The organism is Streptomyces sp. NBC_00091, from assembly GCF_026343185.1.
Classification (GTDB): Bacteria; Actinomycetota; Actinomycetes; order Streptomycetales; family Streptomycetaceae; genus Streptomyces.
The window spans coordinates 254,563-275,293 of record NZ_JAPEMA010000001.1; the positions used below are offsets into that span (position 1 = coordinate 254,563).

Here is a 20,731-nt window from a genome sequence, read left to right on the forward strand (position 1 = left end):
CCGCCCGGCACGATAGCGCCGAGCGGGGAACAGGACGTACGGAACCGGCAGTTCGGTTCAGCGCTTACGCGCGACGGTCAGCCCGTCCGCGACCGGGAGCAGTACGGACTCCACCCGGTCGTCGGCGCGTACGCGGGCGTTGAACTCCCGGATGGCCAGCCCGTTGCCCTTGGCCCCGGGGTCCGCCGCCTCGCCGCCGTAGAGCACGTTGTCGGCGAGGAGCAGCCCGCCGGGGCGCACCCGGGGCACCAGCTCCTCCCAGTAGGACTGGTAGCCGGTCTTGTCGGCGTCCAGGAAGACCAGGTCGATCACCGGCTCGGCCGGCAGCGCCCGCAGGGTCTCCAGGGCGGGGGCGAGCTTCAGCTCGATCCGGTCGGCGACCCCGGCCTCCTTCCAGGCCTCCTGGGCGATCGCGGTCCACTCCGGCGAGACGTCACAGGTGAGGACCTGTCCGCCGGGAGCCAGTCCGGCGGCGAGCGCGAGGGTGGAGTAGCCGGTGAAGGTGCCGACCTCGACGATCCGGCGGGCGCCGGTGAGCCGGGCGAGCAGGGTCAGTAAGACGCCCTGTTCGTGCGGGATCTGCATCTCGGCGGGCCCGCCGAGGGCGCGCGTACGCTCGACCAGCCGCCGCTGGACGGGGCTCTGCGGCTCCGCCTGGGCGACCAGGTAGCCGTACACCTCGGGGGTGAGGGGGACCGTCTTCACTTCGTCGGGCTGCCTGCTCATGCCGTACGTCCTCTCGGGGTTCGCGGTCGCCGGATCGGAAGGACAGGCTCCCCTGCGGCGGCCGGGATGATGCGCGCGGCGGCGGGCGGGCTCACCACAGCAGGACCGGGAGGGAGTCGAGCCAGTTCATCGTCAGGCTCGGCCGGCGGGAGGTCTCCTCGGCGGGCACCGCGAGCCGCAGGGCGGGGAAGCGGTCCAGCAGCCGGGCGTGGACGGTCTCCAGCTGGGCGTAGGCGAGCTTCGAGCCGACGCAGCGGTGCGCCCCGTACCCCATCGCGAGGTGTCCGCCGTCGGCGCGGGTGATGTCGAAGCGGTGCGGGTCGGGGAAGCGGGCCGGGTCACGGTTGGCGGCCTGGAGGGTGAGGAGCAGGAACTCCCCCTCGGGGATGACCAGTTCTCCCAGGCGTACGGGCTCGGCGGTGTAGCGGGGGCCGACGGCGCGGAAGGAGCCGTCCCAGCGCAGGGTCTCCTCGATGGCGCCGGGCAGCAGGGAGCGGTCGGCGCGCAGCGCGGCCAGCTGCCCGGGGTGGCGCAGCAGTGCGAGGACCCCGTTGGCGAGTGAGTTGGCTGCTTCGACGCCGGCGATGAGCAACAGGAAGACGGTGGAGGCCAGTTCGTGCCGCGTGAGCGGGGCGTGAGCGTCTCCCGGGGCGGCGAGGGCGCCGATCAGGCCGGCGGTGGGATGCGCGGCCCGGCGGTCGACGACGGATTCGGCGTAGTCGGCGATGGCTGCCGAGACCTCCTTCACGGCCGGGGCGCTGCGCTGGACCATCATGGTCTCGAACCAGGAGCGGAAGTCGGGGAGTTCGGTGTCGTCCAGACCGAGCAGCCCGGTGATCACGGAGATGGCGAAGGGGTACGTGAACTCCGCGCGCAGGTCGTGGGGGCCCGGGCCCTTCGCGGCCAGGGCGTCGAGGTGGGTGTCGGCGATCCGCTCGATCACGGGCCGCAGGGCTTCGGCCCGGGCGGGGCTGAGGGCCTGCTGGGTGCCGTACCGGAGCCGCTGGTGTTCGGGCGGGTCGGCGTTGAGCATGTTGGCCCGGATGCGGACGTCGGTCTCCCGGCGCTTGTCCGGATCGGGCTGGTGGCGTTCGCGCAGGTCGGGGCGGCGCCACTCGTCCTTGCGGACGGCGGGGTGGGTCAGGAGGGTGCGGACGTCCTCGTATCCGGGGACCAGCCAGAACCGGCTCCCGCTCGGGCCGACGGCGGGTGTCGCCGGGCCCCGGGCGCGCAGGGCGTCGTAACAGGGGTGCGGGTCGCGGTAGAAGGCGGGCGTGAAGGGGGCGGGCGGGGCGAGGGGAGCGGCGGTCATCAGCGGGGCGGGGCCTTTCATCGGGGTTCGGCGGGGGCCCCGACGGCCGGCGCCCCGACCTCCGGCGCCCCGACGGCGACCGCCGCGCAGGTTCCGCCGCGGCTGAGGGCGGCCACCAGGGCGGTCCCGGGGTGCGGGGCGGGGGCCGGGGCCTCGTGCGGGGCGGGGGCCGCGAGGGCGGCGGCGAGTCCGGGCAGCGGGCGGCGGGTTCCGGGGAACGGGCGGCGCGGGAGGTCCCGGTCGGCGCAGGCCTCCAGCGCGGCCAGTACGGCGAGCAGCGCGCCCGCCGCCTGGGTGTACCCGGTGGCGCCGCTGATGTTGGCCCAGGGCCCGGGGAAGCGGGCCAGCGCCCGCGCCTCGGCGGCGTCCGTCGCGGGGTGGCCCCACGAGGTGCCGTACAGGTGGCGCGGGTCCTCGGGGGCGAGCCCGGCGCGGCGGGCGGCGTCGGCGAGGCAGCGGGCCAGGGTGGCTCCGGACTCCTCGACGCCGCCGGGGCCCACGGGGGCTCCGGCCCCGGCGTGCCCGAGCACCCGGCCGAGGACCGGTGCCCCGCGCCGGCCGGCGTGCGCGGCGGACTCCAGGACCAGGCAGACGCCGGCCGGGGTGAGCACTCCCCCGTCGGCGTCCACGTCGTAGGGCCGGCCCGCGTCCTCGGCGAGCAGCCCGTGGCGGGCGAAGCCGGCCCGCAGCGCGGGGCCGGCCTCGTCGGCGGCGATGACGTACACGGTGTCGGCGCGCCCGGTCCGGATCAGCTCGGCGGCCTGGCCGAGGGCGAGGAGCCCGGTGGCGTCCCCGGCCGAGAGGACGGCGGCCGGGCCCCGGGCGCCGAGCGCGAGGGCCGCGTACCCGGCGGGCACCCCGGCGACGGAGTTGGGGGCGAGCAGCGGGCTCGGGCCCAGGCCCCGGGCGTGGAGCCCGGCCATGGCGGCGTGGGTGGCGGCCGGCCCGGAGGCGGTGGCGAGCACCAGCCCGGTGCGGTCCGGGTCCGCGCCGGCCTCCCCGAGGCGGGCGTCGGCTTCCGCGAGCCGGGCGGCCGCGAGCACGAGCCGGCCGAAGGGGTCCAGGCGCTGCCGGTCGGCGGGGTCGACGTACGGGTCGCAGGCGCCGTCCCCCAACTCCGCGTCCACCGGCTGCGGTTCCCCGGTGCGCAGCGCGGCGAGGAAGGCAGCCCGGCCGGTGGCGCGGGGGTGGAGCACGCCCGCGCCGGTGACGAGCACCTGCGCCCCGGGCCCCGGCGGGCGCGGCCCCGGGTCCGCGGCCCCGAAGACGAGCGCGGCGTTCTGTCCGCCGAAGCCGGCCGAGGTGCTCAGCGCGTACGCGAGCCCGGGCGCGGGGCGGGACCGTCCGGGCACGGTGTCCCAGCCGTCGGCCGGGGCGGTGTTCAGGGTGGGCGGCAGGGTCCGGTGGCGCAGCGCGAGGAGGGTGACCGCCGCCTCCAGGGCCCCGGACGCCCCGAGGGTGTGCCCGGCCTGCGACTTGGTGCTGCTGACCGGCGGGCGTACGTCGAACACCGCGTCCAGCGCGTGCAGTTCGGCGAGGTCGTTGGCGCGGGTGCCGGTGCCGTGGCCGTTGACGTAGCCGATGCCGTCGGGGCCGGTCCCGGCGTCGGCGAGGGCGGCCCGGACGGCGCGCTCCAGGCCTTCGCCCTGCGGGTGCGGGGCGGTGATGTGGTGGGCGTCGCCGGTCAGGGCGTGCCCCAGGAGGTACCCCAGGGGCTCCGCCCCCGGGCGTCCGGCGGGTTCCAGTACGAGGAAGGCCACGCCCTCGCCGAGGCTGGTCCCGGCGCTGCGCCCGTACGGGGAGCAGCCCGCGCGGTCCAGGGCGCGCCAGCTGTCGAAGGCGGCGAGCACGGAGTCGTCGAGCAGGTTGACCCCGCCCGCGAGGACCGCGTCGGCGCGCCCGGTGCGGATCAGCTCGGCGGCGTGTCCGAGGGCGCAGGCCGAGGCGACGCACCCGTTGACGAACACCTCCCGGGGTCCGGCGAGTCCCAGTGCGGCGGCGATGGCGTCGGCGGCGGTGTGGGGGCGGGCGAGCGCCCGGTCCCGGTGGGTGTCGAGGTGGTGGCGGAAGTCGGGGGCGCCCCAGTCGGTGGTGCCGAGGACCAGGGCGGTCCGTTCGGGGGCGGGGGTCCGGCCGCCCGCCCGGTCGTCCAGGCCGGCCGCGGCCCAGGCGGCGCGGGCGTGGTGCACGGCGAGCCGTACGGCCGCGTCGCCGTCCGCGGCCGCGTCGCCGTCCGCTGCCTCGGGGCGGGCCAGTTGCCCGCACAGGTGCCGGGGGCCGCGCGGGGTGAGCCCGGGGGTGGCGCCCGCGACCCCGGCCCAGACGGCGGCGGGGGTGTCTCCGAGGGCGCAGGCCAGGTGGAGGCCGGTGACGGCCACGGCCGGGGTGGTCACAGCGGCCCTTCCGGGGTGGCGAGGGGCTTGCCGAGGGGGCCGCGCGGGATCCGGTCGACGAGCCGTACGTGCCGGGGTTCGGCTCCGAGGCCGCGCGCGGTGGCCCGTACGCCGTCCGCCGTCAGCGGGCCGCCGCCGGCGATGAGCACGTCGTACGTCTCCCCGCGCAGCGGGTCGGCGGCGCGCACGCAGGCCACGTCCGCCCCGGGGAGCGCGGTGCGCAGCCGGGCGGCGATGCCGTTGAGGTCGTGGCGGACCCCGTTGACCTTGACCAGGTGGGCGCGGCGGCCCAGGCGCAGGAACAGCCGGTCGCCGAGCCGCCGGACCAGGTCGTCCATCTCGTGCCGCTCCGGCCGGCTGCCGTCGGGGAGGCCGGAGAGGCGGGGCCCGGACACGGCGAGCGGGCCCTCCTCGCCGGTGCGGGGCGCGGCGAAGGCGACGTCGTCGAGCAGGGTCCACGCACCGGCCGGGTCCCAGCCGGTGCGGTGGGCGACGGCGCCGGTCTCGGTGGAACCGAGCAGCTCGATCACGGCGGCCCGGGGGTCCTCGGCGAACAGCCGGGCTTCCGGGGGCAGTTCGGCGGAGCTGTGCAGGAAGGTGAGCTGCTCGAAGGAGGCGGTCCAGCGGGGGTAGCGGGCCAGGATCCGGAAGGTCCACGGGATGGCGACGACGGCGATCCGGCGGGCCGGGACGGCCGGAGGCGGGCAGTCGAAGGCGGGCCAGAACCACACCGGCAGCCCCGTCACGGCGGGCAGCAGCATGGTGGCCGAGGCCCCGTAGGCGTGCCGGGGCGGGGCGAAGCTGACGATCGCCTCGGGTGCGTACGGGGTCAGCAGGCGGGCGGTCTGCTCGGCGTCGGCCCGCAGCCGGGCCCCGGAGAAGATCCGCCGGACGGGGTCGCCGGTGGAGCCGGAGGTGTGGAACTCGTACTCCCGGGCGACGAGTCGCTCCCGCGCCCGGGCGGTTTCGGCCGCGGTGAGCCGGTCCCACGGCAGGTGCCAGGGCCCGGGCGGGCCGTCGGGGGCGGCGGCGCCGATGCCGGGACGGTCCCACGGCGCGTCGAACGGCAGGGCCGGGTAGGACGGCTCGGCGGCGCCGTTCACGAGGGCTCCGTCAGGGCGCGCAGCCGGGCGGTGGCGGCGGTCAGGGTGGCCACGTCGGCGGTGTCGAGGGCGCCCGGCTCCAGACCGAACTCCTTCTCCAGGCGGGTCACGGCCTCCAGTTGCATGAGGCTGTCGTAGGCGGCCGAGGGGAACTCGGCGAGGGGGGCGCTGTCCGGCCAGGCGGTGAGGGGGTGCCCGAGGGCCCCTTCCAGGACGGCGCGCACCCGGGCGGCGGCGGTTTCGGTCACGACTGAGGCTCCTCTCGGCGGGCGGATTCGACGGGGCGGCCGTCGGCGCGCCCCTCGGCTTCGGCTTCGGCTTCGGGTCCGGCCTCACCCCCGGCCTCGCCCCCTGCCTCGGCTTCGGCCTCGGCCAGGCGGTCCAGTACGGCGGCGGCCTCCCGGACGTCCACGTCCAGCGGCCGGTCCCGGTCCAGCGGCGCGACCACGGACGCGAGCCGCTTCAGCACGGCGGCGCAGTACGGCGCGCCCGGCCCGCGCCCGGAGGCCCGTACGGACAGGTGCGCGGCCTGCCGCAGGGCCACCGCGAGCGAGCCGTGCAGCCAGCGCAGCCGCTCGGCCTGGGCGAGGGCCGTGAGCGCGGCCTGGGTGCCGAAGGGGACCACGTCCTGGTTGTGGCCGTTGGTCGGCAGGCTCTGCACGGAGGCGGGGACCGCCTCCCGGCGCATCGCGGCGACGGTGGCGGTCGCGGCGAGCTGGACGCCCTGCACCCCGTGCTGGCGGCCCGGTTCGGCGGACAGCATCGGCGGGAGCCCGCCGTTGCGGTGCGGGTCGACCAACAGGTCCAGCTGACGCTCCGCCAGATTGCCCAACTGCGTGGCGGTGATGGACATCAGGTCCGACGCGAAGGCCACCGGCTGGCCGAAGAAGTTGCCGCCGTGGGCCACCAGATCGTCCTCGGCGAAGAAGAGCGGGTTGTCGCTGATCCCGCCGAGGTCGTCGTCGATGACCTGGCCCGCGTGCCCGAGGGAGGCCTCGGCCGCGCCCAGCAGCTGGGGGGTGCAGCGGATGCTGTACGGCTCCTGGAGCGGCCGGCCCGGCGCGGGGACGGTCCCGGCCAGCCGTTCGCGCAGGGCGGCGGCGGCCCGTACGGCTCCCGGGTGGCCGAAGGCGCGCAGCAGCTGCGGGGCGAGGTAGGCGGGTGCGGCGCCCAGCAGATCGGCGAGGCAGGCGCTGAGGGTGAGGGCGCTGCGGTACGAGCGGCGCAGCCGGGCCAGGGCGAGCGCGGCCGCGGCTGCCGTCACCGAGGTGCCGTTGACCAGGGCGAGCGCGTCGCGCCCGTCGAGCTCCAGGGGGCTGAGGCCGGCGCGGCGCAACGCCTCGGCGGCGGGGAGGCGTTCGCCGCCCAGGTAGGCGTGGCCCTGGCCGCGCAGGGCGTGGGCGGCGTGGGCGAGCGGGATGAGGTCGCCGCTCGCGCCGACGGATCCGTACGTGGGGACGGCCGGCGCGAAGGGGGTGCGCAGGGCCGCGCGCAGGGCGTCGACCACCTCGGGCGAGGCCCCGGAGCGGCCCTGGCACAGTGACCAGAGCCGGACGGTGAGCGCGGCGCGGACCACGGCGGGCGGCAGGTCCTGGCCCTGCCCGGCGACGAGGTGGCCGATGACGTTGTCGCACTGGTCGGCGTGGTCCGCGCGGCCGGGGAAGACGACGAGCGGCCCGAATCCGGTGGTCGCCCCGTACACCGCGCGGCCGTCGCCCATCGCCGCGGCGGTGTACTCGCGGCATTCGGCGACCCGCCGACGCGTCTTGTCGTCGAGGCCGAACTCGACGGGCCCGGCGGCCCGTTCGAGGGTGGCCGGGGTGAGCCGCCCGGCCAGCGGGATCCGGGGCGGGGGCGCGCTCCCCGACGCGGTCGCGGGCTGATGGGCGGAGTCGAGGAGCATGCGCTCGTTTCCCCCTGTGCGTTCGGGTACCGGGACGGCCGTCTGGGGGGCCCACCGGCACCGAGGGCCCTCAGGGGCACAACGACGCGACACCCCCGGGGGAAACGGCATCCCCGTGACGGGCCGGCGAACGGCGTTGCCACCAGGGGCGGTTCGCAGGAGCCGACACCCTAGCCGTCACCTGTCACATGTGAAATATTACCTCCGCCTCGGAACCACTGGACCGAAGAACCGAGGGACCGAAGAACCGAAGGACCGAACTCCCCGAAAGGGCACCTCCGTTGCGCAGACTCGCCTCGGCGGGAGCGGCGATATCCCTCGCCGCCCTCGCCCTCCTGCCCGTCCCCGCCCTGGCGGCCACCGCGCCCCCACCCGCCCCGCAGGCCGAACAGGCCGCCTCCCCGCCCCTCCCACCGCTGGAACTCCAGCGTCAGGCCCTGCGCCGCCAGGCCCTGGAGGGCATCGCCGCCGGCGGCCCGGGCTCCTCCGCCGCCCGCACGGCCGGCCCCCTCCCCCGTACGGCGAAGATCGGCCACCAGTACGTCGAGCTGGCGCAGCAGCGCAAGGACAAGGTCTTCGTCATCCTCGCCGAGTTCGGCGACCAGGCCGACCCCCGCTTCGGCGGCGCCCCCGGCCCCCTGCACAACACCATCGGCAAGCCGGCCGCCGACGACAACCACACCCTGTGGCGCAAGGACTTCGACCGGGCCTTCTACCAGCGCCAGTTCTTCTCCGCCGAGCCCGGTTCGGCGTCGATGCGGGCCTACTACAACCTCCAGTCCTCCGGCCGCTACGACATGGACGGCACGGTCTCCGACTGGGTCAAGCTCCCCTTCAACGAGGCCCGTTACGGCACCGACAACTGCACCGAGCCGGGCCAGTGCCGCACCAACTGGGACCTGGTCCGCGATTCCACCGCCGCCTGGTACGACTCCGAGCGCGCGAAGGGCCGTACGCCCGAGCAGATCAAGGCGCAGCTCGCCGAGTACGACGTGTGGGACCGCTACGACGCCGACCGCGACGGGAACTTCGACGAGCCGGACGGCTACCTCGACCACCTGGTCGTCGTCCACGCGGGCAAGGACCAGACCTGGGGCGGCGGCGCCCAGGGCAAGGACGCGATCTGGGCGCACCGCTGGTTCGCGTACTGGAACCAGGCCGGCAGCGCGGGCCCGGAGGGCAACAAGGCGGGCGGCACCCCAGTCGGCGACACCGGCATCTGGGCCGGCGACTACCTGACGGGCGGCGAGAACAGCGGAGCCGGCCTCTTCTCCCACGAGTTCGGCCACGACCTCGGGCTTCCGGACCTCTACAGCTCGGACGGCGACAACAGCGTCAACTTCTGGTCGCTGATGTCATCGGCCTCCTACCTCGGCAAGGGCCCCAACACCACGGGCCAGTTCCCGGGCGACCTCGACCCGTGGAGCAAGCTCCAACTGGGCTGGCTGGACTACACGGAGGCCGACGCCGGCCGCCGCACCCGCGCCACTCTCGGCGTCTCGGGCTACAACACCCCCGACCCCCAGGCCCTCCTGGTCCACCTCCCGCCCTCCACCACCCGCACCGACCTCATCGACCCGTCCGAAGGCTCCCGCCAGTGGTGGAGCGGCACCGGCGACTTCATGGACAACACCCTGACCCGCCCCCTCGACCTGACCGGCACCACATCCGCCGCCCTCACTGCCCGCCTCTGGTACGACACGGAACAGGACTTCGACTTCCTCACGGTCGAAGCCTCCACGGACGGCGGCACCACTTGGACCGCCCTCCCCGGCACGGTGAACGGCGCCCCCATCCCGGCGAAGGGCATCTCGGGCACCTCACCGGGCTGGACCGACCTCACCATCCCCCTCACCCCCTACGCGGGCCATCCCCTCCACCTCCGCCTCCACACCACCTCGGACAGCAACACCCACGGCCGGGGCGTCACGCTCGACGACATCCGCATCACAGCAGAGGACGGGACCCGCGAACTCCTGCACGACGGCGCGGAACAGGGCGACAACGGCTGGACCCCGCTCAAGTGGTCCCGTACGGAAGGCCGTACCGGCACCGAACAGCACCCGCGCGCCTACTTCGTCGAGAACCGCCGCCACACGGGTTACGGCACCCTTCTCAAGTCGGGCCCGTACAACTTCGGCTTCACCGGCGACAAGGTGGAGTTCTTCCCCTACCAGCAGGGCGTCCTGATCTGGCTCTGGGACACCGCGTACAGCGACAACACCACCAAGGCCCACCCGGGCAGTGGCCTGCTCCTGCCGGTCGACGCCCGACCGGACCCCCTGCGCTTCCCGGACGGCACCCTCGCGGGCGCCCGCGTCCAGACCTTCGACGCCCCCTTCTCGACCCGCCCGACGGACCGCATCACCGTCCACAAGGCGGGCACCCCCCTGACCATCCCCTCCCGCCCGGGCATCCCGGTCTTCGACGACCGCCACGGCACCTACTGGACCCCGGACCTCCCCCAACTCGGCGTCAAGGTCCCCGACACCGGCACCCGCATCCAGATCCAAAAGGAATCCCCCACGGGCACCCAAACCACCATCCAACTCACCCCCTCCTCCCCCTGACCCCTCCCGCCAACGCACAAGCGCCCGACCAGGATCCCCTGGCCGGGCGCTTGCTTGTCCGGGTGCTGCTATCCGATGGTGCGGGCGGTGTTCCAGTCGTCTTCCTCGACGCGCCAGCCGTTGCCGATGGCGGTGTTGCCTCCGTAGTAGAGGTGGAGGGTGCCGTCGTTGCGGGTCAGGTACAGGTCGGGGATGCCGTCGCCGTTGACATCGGGCGTACCGCGCAGGAGGGGCCAGGTGGCGCTGTCCCAGCCGGTGGTGCCGTAGGTGAGGTCCTTCCCATCGGCGGAGTTGACGGCAAGGGCGATGGAGTTGATGTCGACGCCACCGCCGGCGGCGGGCTTGCCCCGCCGGAGGGCGAGGCCGCGGTCGGGAGTGGAGTCGTCGCGGAAGACGAGGTCGGGCACTCCGTCGCCAGAGACGTCCCGAACGCTGACGATGTCGCGCTTGGTCCAGCTGGTGGCGGAGAGCTGCCGCGCCTCGGTGATGGTGGCGCCGCTGTATCCGGTGAGGACCCAGAAGGCGTCTCCGGCGGTGGCGAAGATCTCCTCGGAGTTGTCGCCGTTCACGTCCTGGACGACGACGATCTGGCTGAACGTCGCCGGATCCGGAGCGCCCGCGGGCAGCAGGACCTCGGTGCGCCGGCTGATGTCGAAGCGGCCGTTCCCGTCGCCCTGGTAGACGTACAGCTTCCCGTCGGGCATGCGGGCGACGAGGTCGGTGATGCCGTCACCGGGGTACCAGTCGGTGGAGTGCGAGATCAGCGCGCTCTTGCCGCTGGCGTCCTTCCAGAAGCCGGCCGGTACGGGCTTGCCGTTATCGGTGGCGGCGGGCATCCAGGCATCCACATCGCCGTTCTGGTCGGCGGGGTAGACGCGCAGGTCGCCGGCTCCGTCGACGGCAAGCAGGTCGGCCTTGCCATCGCCGGTGACGTCGCCGGCTCCGTCGAGGCCGGGACGGGGCCGGACGTAGAACGTATATGTGAAGGGAACCGAGACGTTCCCGGCCTTGTTGACGATCCGGACGTAGAACAGATTCGGTCCGGCATTGTCGGGGTTCACGTCGACGGTGACGGTGTCCTGCCCGGCGGCGGGGACGGCCTTCTGGTCGTAGACGGGGTGGTTCAGGGACCACTGGAACTCGCGGATGTCCGCGGGGTTCGTGCCGCCCGCAATCACCGTGATCTTGCCGGGGCCGAGGGTGTTCTTGCTCCACTCGGCGCCGTCAGGGCCGGGGGCGGGGAAGTCCTCTGAGCGGATGGTCGGCGCGGTGGGCTGGGTGTGGTCGACCGTGAACGAACACGGCTTGTCCGTACCGGCAGGACCGGCGGCCGAGGTCGATCCGTCCCAGTCACTGGCGGTCGCCGTCCAGGAGTAGGTGGTGTTCGCGGCGAACGACTCCCACGGAATGGTGGTCCGCGCCACGCCGTAGCTGTCGGGCCAGATCCACTGCTCGAAGACGACCGCGTTGTCCGAGGCGCGCCAGACCTTCACCTGGATCTGCTTGAGGTTGCCGTCGCCGTCACGGCCCTGGACCTCGAACATGACGTCGGACTTGCCGACCTTGTTGAAGGGGGCGTCGGTCACGCACAGACCGCCAGGGACGGTGTCCATGCCGGCCTGGGTGGGCTCGTCGGGGGCCTTGTTGTACTCGACCTCGATGTATGGGGCGCTCTCGCCGTTGGCGAGGAACTTCTTCCAGTAGCTGGCGTCGCTCTCATTCGGGGAGCGCAGGCCCAGGGTCAGGTTCTGCCAAGCGCCGCGGGCGCCTTCCTCGACCGTCGGTTTGATGTCGATGCCGACCCAGGAGTCGGGGCAGGTGCTCTTGTATCCGTGGCCGGTGCTCGCGCCGGCGATGCGCTTGCCCCAGAACGTGCCGTTGTTCGTGTTGTCCCAGGTGCTCGAACTGGTAATCAGCGGCGTGTGGTAGACGTCGAAGGCTCTCGGGTCGCAGCCCCACGAGTAGGTCTGCAGCATCCGCAGGTTCGCCGAGCGGATCTGGCTGCCGTGAATCTGGGTACCGAAGTCGAAGATGAACGCGGAACGGGACGTGCCGTAGGTCGTCGTCTCATAGCCGACGCGGGCTTCGGGGGTGCCGCTGCCGCTGTTGTAGTTCTGCCCGTTCCAGAAGCTGGAGCTCCCCTCGGTCTTGTAGAGGGCGGTCCAGTTCTGCTTGTGCCCCTTGAAGGAGGGGTCGATGAAGACCGGGTAGACCGTGTCCGCGTCCTCCAGCAGCGTGCTGTTAGGGGTCACCGTCAGGACGTTCTCCGCAGAGAGCGCCGCGGTCGCCGCCTTCGCGTGATTGCCTTCCGCCCCGTTCAGACCAGGCAGAGCGAGCGTCGGGTGGTCCTTGGCCTCAGGCGCCGGCGCCACCGCCGCCTCCCCCTCGGTCACGGCCACCTTCCCCGCAGAGTCCCACATGTAGGGGGTCGGAGATCCAGCGATCTCCTCGCCCTGGGAGTCCCGGGCGCTGACCGAGCGCGAGGCCTCGTCGAGGTGGAAGGTCAGGTCCGGGGAAGAAAGCCGGTAGTTCAACTGGCCCAGCAGCGGATCGGCCGCAGCCTGCTTGTCCTTGACAACCAGCACATGCGTGTAACCGCCGTCCTGCGCCGTCATCACCAGGTCTATGCCCGGGCGGACGTTCTCGTACAGCGCGCGCGGCCCGGAGATGACAGGCTCGGGCAGCGGTCCGGGCCAGCCGACCACCAGGTCATGGCCTTCGGTGCTCATCCGCACCAGATCCGTCCAGACCCGATCCGGCGTATCGGCCTTCGTCATTGCAGGCCGTACGAGAGCCACCCGCGACACACTGCGCGACACCCGCCCGCTGTCACCAGCCGACGCCGCCTTGGTGCCCGCGCTGAAGACAACACGCCCGTTCACGGCCTTCGGCGCGAACCCGCCCTCCACACGCTCCAGCGTCGTGTCGATCGGCTTCCACTCACTGCCGACCTTCGCCCGCGTCGCCGCACTCGAAACCCGAAGCTTGAACGTCCCACCGGGCTGCGCCCAGGTACTGGTGTGCGCGGTGGTCTCGGCCGTGACCTCGACCTCCTTGCCGCTCTCCTTCGCCTGTCGGCGGGCCTCGGGGGCGGCGACCAATGTCTTCGGCTTCTGGGAAGGCGTGGTCTCAGTTGGTGTGCGGACGTCACTGCGGTTCAGGACGACGGGAACAGCGATGGTGACGGCCAGCAGTGCCGTGAGGCCGCCCAGCGTCGTGCGTCGTCGAAGCCAGCCGCGCTCGCCAAGTGGACGCTTCTCAGGTGGTTTTGGCGATCCGTCATTCACGGGTTCGATTTCGGACACGCTAATTCTTCTCCCCCCGGGCATGCGATTCCGCCACCCCTGGGTGTTCGCAGACAAATGAGCCTGATGGTCGGGCGGCACGAAATACCGGCTCCCCCATCCGGACGTTCGCGCACGGAATGTGCGAGCAGAGCATGACTCATTCAGTAGGCGTCGTCACCTGCGAGAATGTCGCAGGTGAGACCTTAATGTCGGCTTTGTCGCGGCGTATGGGAGAGGTAAGTGATAAAGCCCACACAGCCTAGATCGCTATGGATTTTCTCCCCTTGTGCGCCACAGAATCAGCGGACTATTTGTCAGTTTCCTGCCACACGTATGTCATCACCGTGGGCAGATCGTGGGGGGTCTACATGTCGCCGTTTTCGGCGCATCATTTCCGCCTGCCCGGAAACAAGAGAGCTCGCGTCAGACGCGCGCGTCTCGCCGGGCATGCCGGCATCACCGTCTCGGTGGCGCTGGTCGCATCTCTCCTGCCAGTCCATGCCTGGGCGGCGTCACCGGGCGACCGCAGCGGTGTCCAGCTGCCGGGACTACAGCAGGACATCAAGGCCAAGCTCGACCAGGTCGAGGCCGCCAAGCTCGAAGGCTGGTCCGGCGCGCCCATCCAGCCGCCCACCGAGTACGAGCCATCCAAAACCACGCCCCCGGCAGGTGGGACCGCGAGTGTCGCTCTCTCCGGCGACCAGCTGGTCCAGGTGGGCACCCTGCCGGTGAGCATCGGCAAGGCCTCGCCGACCCCTGAGAACCCGGCCCCGCCCGCGCCGTCGGGCACCTGGTCGGTGGCGGTCGAGACTCGCGCCGTGACCGAGGCTGCGCAGGTTGACGGCGCGCTCATCAAAGTGACGCCGCCGGCGGAAGGGTCGACTCCTGTTGACGTCCAACTGGACTACAAGATGTTCAGGGACCTCTACGGCACCGAGTGGGCCACTCGCCTGGAGCTGAAGCAGCTCCCCGAGTGCTTCCTGACCACCCCGGATCTCCCCGAGTGCTCCGTCGCCCAGGACGTTCCCAGCATCAACGACCCCGCTGCGGGCACGGTCCGCGCGACCATCGACCCGGCCACCGCGCCGAGCCAGGGCATGCGCACCATGGCCGGCGGCAGCGGCGGACCCACCGTCCTGGCCGCCTCCGACGGCGCGTCCGGCGCGGGCGGCACGTACAAGGCCACGTCTCTTTCCCCCTCGGGTTCCTGGTCGGCGGGCGGGAGCGGCGGCGGCTTCTCCTGGTCGTACCCGCTGAACGTTCCCGCCGCGCCCGCGGGACCGGCGCCTACGATCGCCTTTGGGTATTCGTCGCAGGCGGTCGACGGTAAGACGTCCGTGGCCAACGGTCAGGCGTCCTGGATCGGTGACGGCTGGGGTTACGAGCCGGGCTTCATCGAGCGTCGGTACCGTTCGTGCGCGGATGACCGCAAGGCCATCCCCTCCCCTCCGAACAACGACAACAGCACGGACAAGAAGAAGAGCGACCTGTGCTGGGCTGGCGACAACGTCGTGATGTCGCTGGGCGGCTCCACGACCGAGCTTGTCCACGACGCCACGACCGGCGCGTGGGTGCCGGCTTCGGACGACGGCTCCCGGGTCGAACGCAAGACGGACACCAGCGTCCCCAGTGGTGCGAAGGACGGCGAGTACTGGGTCGTCACCACTCGTGCGGGGACCCGCTACTTCTTCGGCCGCCACGACGTCGACGGCGCGGGCAGCCGACCCGTGACCAACTCGGTCCTGACCGTGCCTGTCTTCGGCAACCACCCCGGTGAGCCCTGCTACCAGGCCTCCTTCGCCGCCTCGTCGTGCGATCAGGGCTGGCGCTGGAACCTCGACTACGTCGAGGACGTTCACGGCAACGCCATGGTCATCGACTGGGCCAAGGAGACCAACCGCTACGCCAAAAACAGCAAGTACAAGGAGCCGGTCTCCTACACCCGCGCCAGCTACCCGACGCAGATCACCTACGGTCTGCGCAGCGACAACCTCTCCGGGGCGCCGGCCGCCAAGGTTGAGTTCACCGTCGTCGAGCGGTGCATCAAGGAAGGCACCACCCAGTGCTCGGACACCGAGTTCGAGGGCAACAACTACGGTGACAAGCAGCCCTGGTGGGACACCCCGTCCACCCTCCACTGCAAGGCAACCGCCAAGGATTGCTACGTCGGCTCCCCGACGTTCTGGACGCGTAAGCGGCTGACTTCTGTCACCACCTACGGCCAGCGTACTGCGGGTTCCACCGCCCTGTCCCTGGTGGACCGGTGGACGCTCGCGCAGTCGTTCCCCAGGCAGCGCACGGACACGCACCCGCCGCTGTGGCTCGAGTCGATCACCCGCACCGGCTACGGCACCGCCAAGGATGGCGCAGGCAACCAGGAGAGCGTCTCGCTCCCCCCTGTCTCTTTCCTGCCCAATGTCCAGGACATGCCCAACCGTGTCGCGACCAGCGCCACCGACGCCACACCTGACTTCGACCGCCTGCGCGTGGAGACCATTCGCACCGAGACGGGCGGCGAGATATCCGTCGCCTACTCTGCGCCCTGCCCCGTCGGCGGCACGCATCCGAAGCCGGAGGAGAACACCACCCGCTGCTTCCCCGTCCACTGGTCCCCGGACGGTGAGGTGGAAAAGCCGCCGCTGGAATGGTTCAACAAGTACCTCGTCGACAAGGTCACCGAGAAGGACCGCGTCTCGCGCCAGCCCGACGTCACCAGCAGCTACACCTACGAGGGCGACGCCGCGTGGGCCAAGGACACCGACGAGTTCTCCAAGCCTGAGCTGCGCACCTACAGCCAGTGGCGCGGCTACGCCAGCGTCGTGGTGAACAAGGGCGTCACCGCCAACGCGGGCAAGAGCGACGCGACCGAGCAGTCCCAGACTCGCACCCGCTATTTTCGCGGCATGTCCGGTGACGCCGGCCGCCCCAAGATCACGATCAAGGACTCAACCAATACCGAGGACCTCGGCGAGGATCTTCCCCAGTACCAGGGGAACGCGGCCGAGAGCATCACCTACTCCAGAGCAGGCGGCAGCGTCGACTCCCGCGTGCTGACCTGGCCGTCAAGTCAGAAGACCGCAAGCCGTCCCCGTGACGGCACCACCCCCCTGGAGGCCTTCAGAGGCAGCACCACGCGTACGGACACGATCGAGAACACCAGTGGCGGTAAGTCCCGCATGGTCCGTACCCGCAACGCCTACGAAACCACCTACGGTCTGCCCCTAACCAACCAGACCGAAGTACTGGCGAACACCGGAGCCGGCTGGTCCACGGTTGAACAGAACTGCACCACCACCAGCTACGTCCACAACACCAGCCAACACCTGATCGGTCTGCCTCACAGGGTCCGCAAGACCCAGGGGGACTGCACGCAGACAGCGACCGGAACCGTCCTGGGAGACTCCCGTACCTCCTACGACTCCCTGAACGCCTTCGGCACCGCGCCGACGAAGGGGCTGGTCTTCCAGGCCGACACCCTCGACGGGGCGGGCACCGGCTGGATCACCAGCAGCCGCACCGAGTACGACACCCTCGGCCGCGCCGTGAAGACCTACGACGCCGCTGGCAACACTTCGTCCTCGGCGTTCACGCCGGCGACTGGGCCTGCGTTCTCCGTGACCCAGACCAATACCCTGGGACAGGCCTCGACCGTCCAGGGCGACCCGGCCCGCGGCAGCATCTTGCAGGCGACAGACGCCAATGGACGGAAGGTCACATTCAGTTACGACAACCTGGGACGCACCACCGCTGCCTGGAAGTCCTCCCAGAAGCCTGGCACGGACAAGGCTTCCGTCACCTTCAGCTATCAGATCTCCGAGCACGAGGCCCCGGCCGTCACCAGCAGTACCCTGCGGGACGACGGCACCTACACTCAGGCCGTCACCATCTACGACGGCCTGCTGCGCCCACGTCAGACCCAGACCGAGGCGCTGGGCGGCGGCCGCCTGATCACGGACACCCTCTACAGCGCGAACGGCACGGTCCGCCGGACCAACAGCGCCTACTACGCCGAGGGGACTCCGGCGAAGAAGATCTTCGTCCCGGAGAGCATCTTCCATGTCCCGAACTCCACCGAAACGGCCTATGACGGTCTCGGCCGCACCATCCGCACCACCACCCTCCATTCGGGCGTGCCCCAGCACTCGGCCACAACCGAGTACGGAGGCGACTGGACCCGCAGCCGCACAGGACTCTCCCCCGACGGGGCCACGCTCCTCAAGGGCAGCCGTGCGGTAGAGACCTGGACCGACGCACTCAACCGCACGACCGAGGTTCGGCACTTCACCGCCACCGACCTCACCACCTCGAACAAGACCAGCTACTCCTACGACGCCCGCGGCAACCTGGCCAAGGTCACCGACCCCGCCGGGAACGCGTGGACGTACGGCTACGACGCCCGCGGCCGCAAGACCAGCTTCAGCGATCCCGACATGGGCACCTCCTCGTTCGGGTTCAACAACCTCGACCGGCAGATCTGGGCCAAGGACTCCAGCGGCCGCACCCAGTACACGACCTACGACGCTCTCGGCCGCACGACCGAGCTGCGTGACAACGCAGCCGACGGCCCGCTCGTCGCGTCCTTCACCTTCGACACCCTGCTGGGCGCGAAGGGCCATCCCGTCGCCTCCACCCGCTACGAGAACGGGGCCACGTACACCAGCGAGGTCACCGGCTACGACGCCGAGTACCGACCGACCGGATCCAAGGTCACAATCCCGGACCTCCCCGCGACGAAGGGCCTGGCCGGAACCTACGCCTACGGCACCACCTACACCCCAACGGGCAAGGTCCAGTCGACCACCGTCCCGGCCACGCCGGGCGGCCTCGCGGCGGAGAAGCTGGTGACCCGGTACGACGCCGACGGCATGCCCCAGAGCCTCTCGGGCCTGGCCTGGTACACCGCCGACATCAAGTACAGCCCCTTCGGTGAGGTCCTGCGCACTGCTTCGGGTAACGCCCCGAACCGGGTCTGGACCACCAGCCTCTACAACCAGAACACCGGGCAGGTCACCAACCAGATCACCGACCGCGAGACCGGGCCGAACCGCATCAGCGATGTCTCCTACGGCTACGACCTGGTCGGCAACATCACGTCAATCACCGACACCCAGCCCGGCGGTCGCGAAGACCGCCAGTGCTACGCGTACGACCCCATGGGCCAGCTCACCAAGGCCTGGACCGGCAAGACCGCTGCCTGCACCGGACCCTCCCTCGCCGACGTCACCCTGGGTCCCGACGGTGACGGGTTCTGGCAGGAATACCAGTTCGACGCCATCGGCAACCGCACCAAGCTCATCAACCGCGACCTCACCAACAGCGCGCTCGACGACGAGACCACGTACACCTACGGCGTCACCATCGCCGGCGGCGCGCAGCCGCCGCTGAAGACCCAGCCTCATGCACTGGCCAAGGCTGAGAAAGCCACTCGCAACCCGGGCTCCACGTTCACCTCGCTGACCGACTACACCTACGACACCTCCGGCAACACCAAGACCCGCCGGATCGACGGCGACACCCAGACTTTGAATTGGGACCGCCGCGGCAAACTCACCTCCGCCACCAGCCCCGGCATCGGAGCTGCCTCTGTCACCGGAGCCTCCGGCAAGTGCATCGACGTCGAATCCGGCGGCAGTGCCGACGGCACCCCTGTCCAGATCTACCCCTGCAACGAGACCAAGGCCCAGCAGTGGCGCCTGACCAACAACACGGTCCGGGCCCTGGACAAGTGCCTGACCACCAACGGCAGCAAGCTGGTCCTGTCCACGTGTGACGGCAGCGACAAGCAGAAGTTCGTCTACCGCGCCGGTGACAAGTCCCTCAACAACCCGGCGACCAACCAGTGCGTCGACGTCCCCAACAACGCCGCCGACGGCAGCGACCTCCAACTGTGGTCCTGCAACGCCACCGGGCCCCAGCAGTTCACCTTCGACAACACCACCACCTACATCTACGACGCCTCGGGCAGCCGACTCATCGAGGAGACCGGCAGTTCCCGCACCCTCTACCTCGGCGAAGCCGAGATCACCGTCAACAAGGCCGGCCAGGCCCTCGACGCTGTCCGCTACTACAGCGGCCCCGGCGCCATTACCGTCCGCCGAACCAGCGGCAAGGCCACCAACCACCAGCTCAGCGTCCAGCTGGCGGACCACCACGGCACTGCGACCACCACCGTCGACCAGAGCGCCGGGCAGGCGATCAGCCGCCGCAAGTCGGACCCCTACGGCAACCCGCGAGGCGCCCAGCCCGGCAACTGGCCCGGAAGCCGCGGCTTCCTCGGGACCGGCATCGACGACACCAACACCGCCCTCACCCACATCGGCGCACGCGAGTACGAAGCCACCACCGGCCGGTTCATCTCCGTTGACCCGGTCATCGACATCACCGACCCGCTCCAGATGAACGGGTACACCTACTCCGCAGGCAACCCCATCATGAACGCAGACCCCACCGGCCTGCGCAGCGAAGAATGCGGAACCCTCTACAACTGCGGCCCCAAGGGAACCATCACCTTCAACAACACCCACGAAATCACAGACCGAAACGACGGCGGCGCCAACCTCGCCAAAACGCAACACGTCAACAGCAACCGTGGGGACAGGACATACTCGAACAGAGTCTGGCTAACGAGCCAGAGCAGCAACAACAAGGGCAGCAACAACGGATGGGGCGTCACGAATAAGGGCACACAGCGCCCTACGTCCCTCCAAAAGAGTGTCCCGTCCATTGGCCAAGACGTCATCAGGCCACTTCCTTATCTGGCCCCCATGACAGCCACTCCGCCACCTTCCAAAGAACAGGCATGCCAGATTGATCCCCTTTTGAGTTGCAATCCGGAGGATGCGATCCTGGGAGGAGCCAACGAGGGGCCCCTTACTTTCATCGGGTTCAGCTGGGTGGCTGGCGCGATAGAGCCTTCCATGACGTATGGAGAAGACAGCTACGTGGCCCTGGAGGTGATGCAGAGCGACCTCACGGCGAAGCATCGCGCCGAGATCGGAAAGGCCTACTATGAATTCGGCCAAAAGCGGGGTGAATTGACACCGTATTCCATTGGAGCCAAAGATAGCGCCGGGAAATTCGATCAGCTACGAAATGACCTCGGGGCTATGGCCACACAGGACCCCGCCAATGTTTCCACAGCAGTCCTGGGGTCCTATACTGCCAGTTACGAGATCCTCCGCGCGGGCCAGAATGGGGTGCAGGCCAGAATTTCTATCAGAAATTCGATGACACTATCCTCGTTCGCTCACGCCGCCACGGGCTACGGCACACCGTCGGACAGATTTATTCAGAGGTGGATCGACAAAACCGGCGCCATGGGAATGATGAAAGGCCAGGACATGACGATTGTGTTCAGGACTGTGATCCCCCGAAACTACAGCTACAAGGGGGTCGGGTGAATAGGCTCCGCAATTTGCGGCCCGCGATTCTGTGCCT

At 70.9% G+C, this 20,731-nt stretch carries 9 protein-coding genes; 2 read left to right on the forward strand and 7 right to left on the reverse strand.

The window, feature by feature from the left end; genetic code table 11:
- Positions 1 to 57 precede the first annotated feature (57 nt).
- The 6 genes from OOK34_RS01145 to OOK34_RS01170 all read right to left on the reverse strand — a co-directional run bounded on the left by OOK34_RS01145 (position 58) and on the right by OOK34_RS01170 (position 7,437).
- Positions 58 to 726 (reverse strand): O-methyltransferase, encoded by a 669-nt coding sequence (locus tag OOK34_RS01145; protein WP_267031976.1) that lies wholly within the window; start codon positions 724 to 726, stop codon positions 58 to 60.
- A gap of 91 nt (positions 727 to 817) precedes the next feature.
- Complete coding sequence (locus tag OOK34_RS01150) at positions 818 to 2,038, reverse strand: cytochrome P450 (RefSeq protein ID WP_267031977.1); 1,221 nt, start codon at positions 2,036 to 2,038, stop codon at positions 818 to 820.
- Positions 2,039 to 2,055: 17 nt separating this feature from the next.
- On the reverse strand, positions 2,056 to 4,431 hold the full coding sequence (locus tag OOK34_RS01155) for a beta-ketoacyl synthase N-terminal-like domain-containing protein (RefSeq protein WP_267031978.1): 2,376 nt from the start codon (positions 4,429 to 4,431) through the stop codon (positions 2,056 to 2,058).
- Positions 4,428 to 5,534 (reverse strand): AMP-binding protein, encoded by a 1,107-nt coding sequence (locus OOK34_RS01160; protein ID WP_267031979.1) that lies wholly within the window; start codon positions 5,532 to 5,534, stop codon positions 4,428 to 4,430. The genes OOK34_RS01155 and OOK34_RS01160 overlap by 4 nt, the downstream gene beginning before the upstream one ends.
- Complete coding sequence (locus tag OOK34_RS01165; RefSeq protein ID WP_267031980.1) at positions 5,531 to 5,782, reverse strand: acyl carrier protein; 252 nt, start codon at positions 5,780 to 5,782, stop codon at positions 5,531 to 5,533. Before OOK34_RS01165 ends, OOK34_RS01160 begins: the two co-directional genes overlap by 4 nt.
- Positions 5,779 to 7,437, reverse strand: a complete 1,659-nt coding sequence (locus OOK34_RS01170; RefSeq protein ID WP_267031981.1) for an aromatic amino acid ammonia-lyase — start codon at positions 7,435 to 7,437, stop codon at positions 5,779 to 5,781. The genes OOK34_RS01165 and OOK34_RS01170 overlap by 4 nt, the downstream gene beginning before the upstream one ends.
- Positions 7,438 to 7,718: 281 nt before the next feature.
- On the opposite strand from OOK34_RS01170, the gene OOK34_RS01175 reads away from it, so the two are divergent.
- Positions 7,719 to 10,007, forward strand: a complete 2,289-nt coding sequence (locus tag OOK34_RS01175) for an immune inhibitor A domain-containing protein (RefSeq protein WP_267031982.1) — start codon at positions 7,719 to 7,721, stop codon at positions 10,005 to 10,007.
- Between the two features lie 68 nt (positions 10,008 to 10,075).
- Here OOK34_RS01175 and OOK34_RS01180 read toward each other — a convergent pair whose 3' ends face one another.
- Entirely contained in the window at positions 10,076 to 13,393 is a 3,318-nt protein-coding gene (locus OOK34_RS01180; protein WP_267031983.1) for a DNRLRE domain-containing protein, read from the reverse strand.
- Between the two features lie 269 nt (positions 13,394 to 13,662).
- On the opposite strand from OOK34_RS01180, the gene OOK34_RS01185 reads away from it, so the two are divergent.
- Positions 13,663 to 20,694 carry a ricin-type beta-trefoil lectin domain protein gene (locus tag OOK34_RS01185; RefSeq protein WP_267031984.1) on the forward strand — a complete coding sequence of 2,344 codons (7,032 nt, stop codon included), beginning with the start codon at positions 13,663 to 13,665 and terminating at the stop codon, positions 20,692 to 20,694.
- Positions 20,695 to 20,731: the final 37 nt, after the last annotated feature.

Excerpts from the sequence above, each read along its gene's own strand:
- OOK34_RS01185 (WP_267031984.1), top strand. The coding sequence starts at position 13,663 with ATGTCGCCGTTTTCGGCGCATCATTTCCGCCTGCCCGGAAACAAGAGA.
- OOK34_RS01145 (WP_267031976.1), bottom strand. The coding sequence starts at position 726 with ATGAGCAGGCAGCCCGACGAAGTGAAGACGGTCCCCCTCACCCCCGAG.
- OOK34_RS01150 (WP_267031977.1), bottom strand. The coding sequence starts at position 2,038 with ATGACCGCCGCTCCCCTCGCCCCGCCCGCCCCCTTCACGCCCGCCTTC.
- OOK34_RS01170 (WP_267031981.1), bottom strand. The coding sequence starts at position 7,437 with ATGCTCCTCGACTCCGCCCATCAGCCCGCGACCGCGTCGGGGAGCGCG.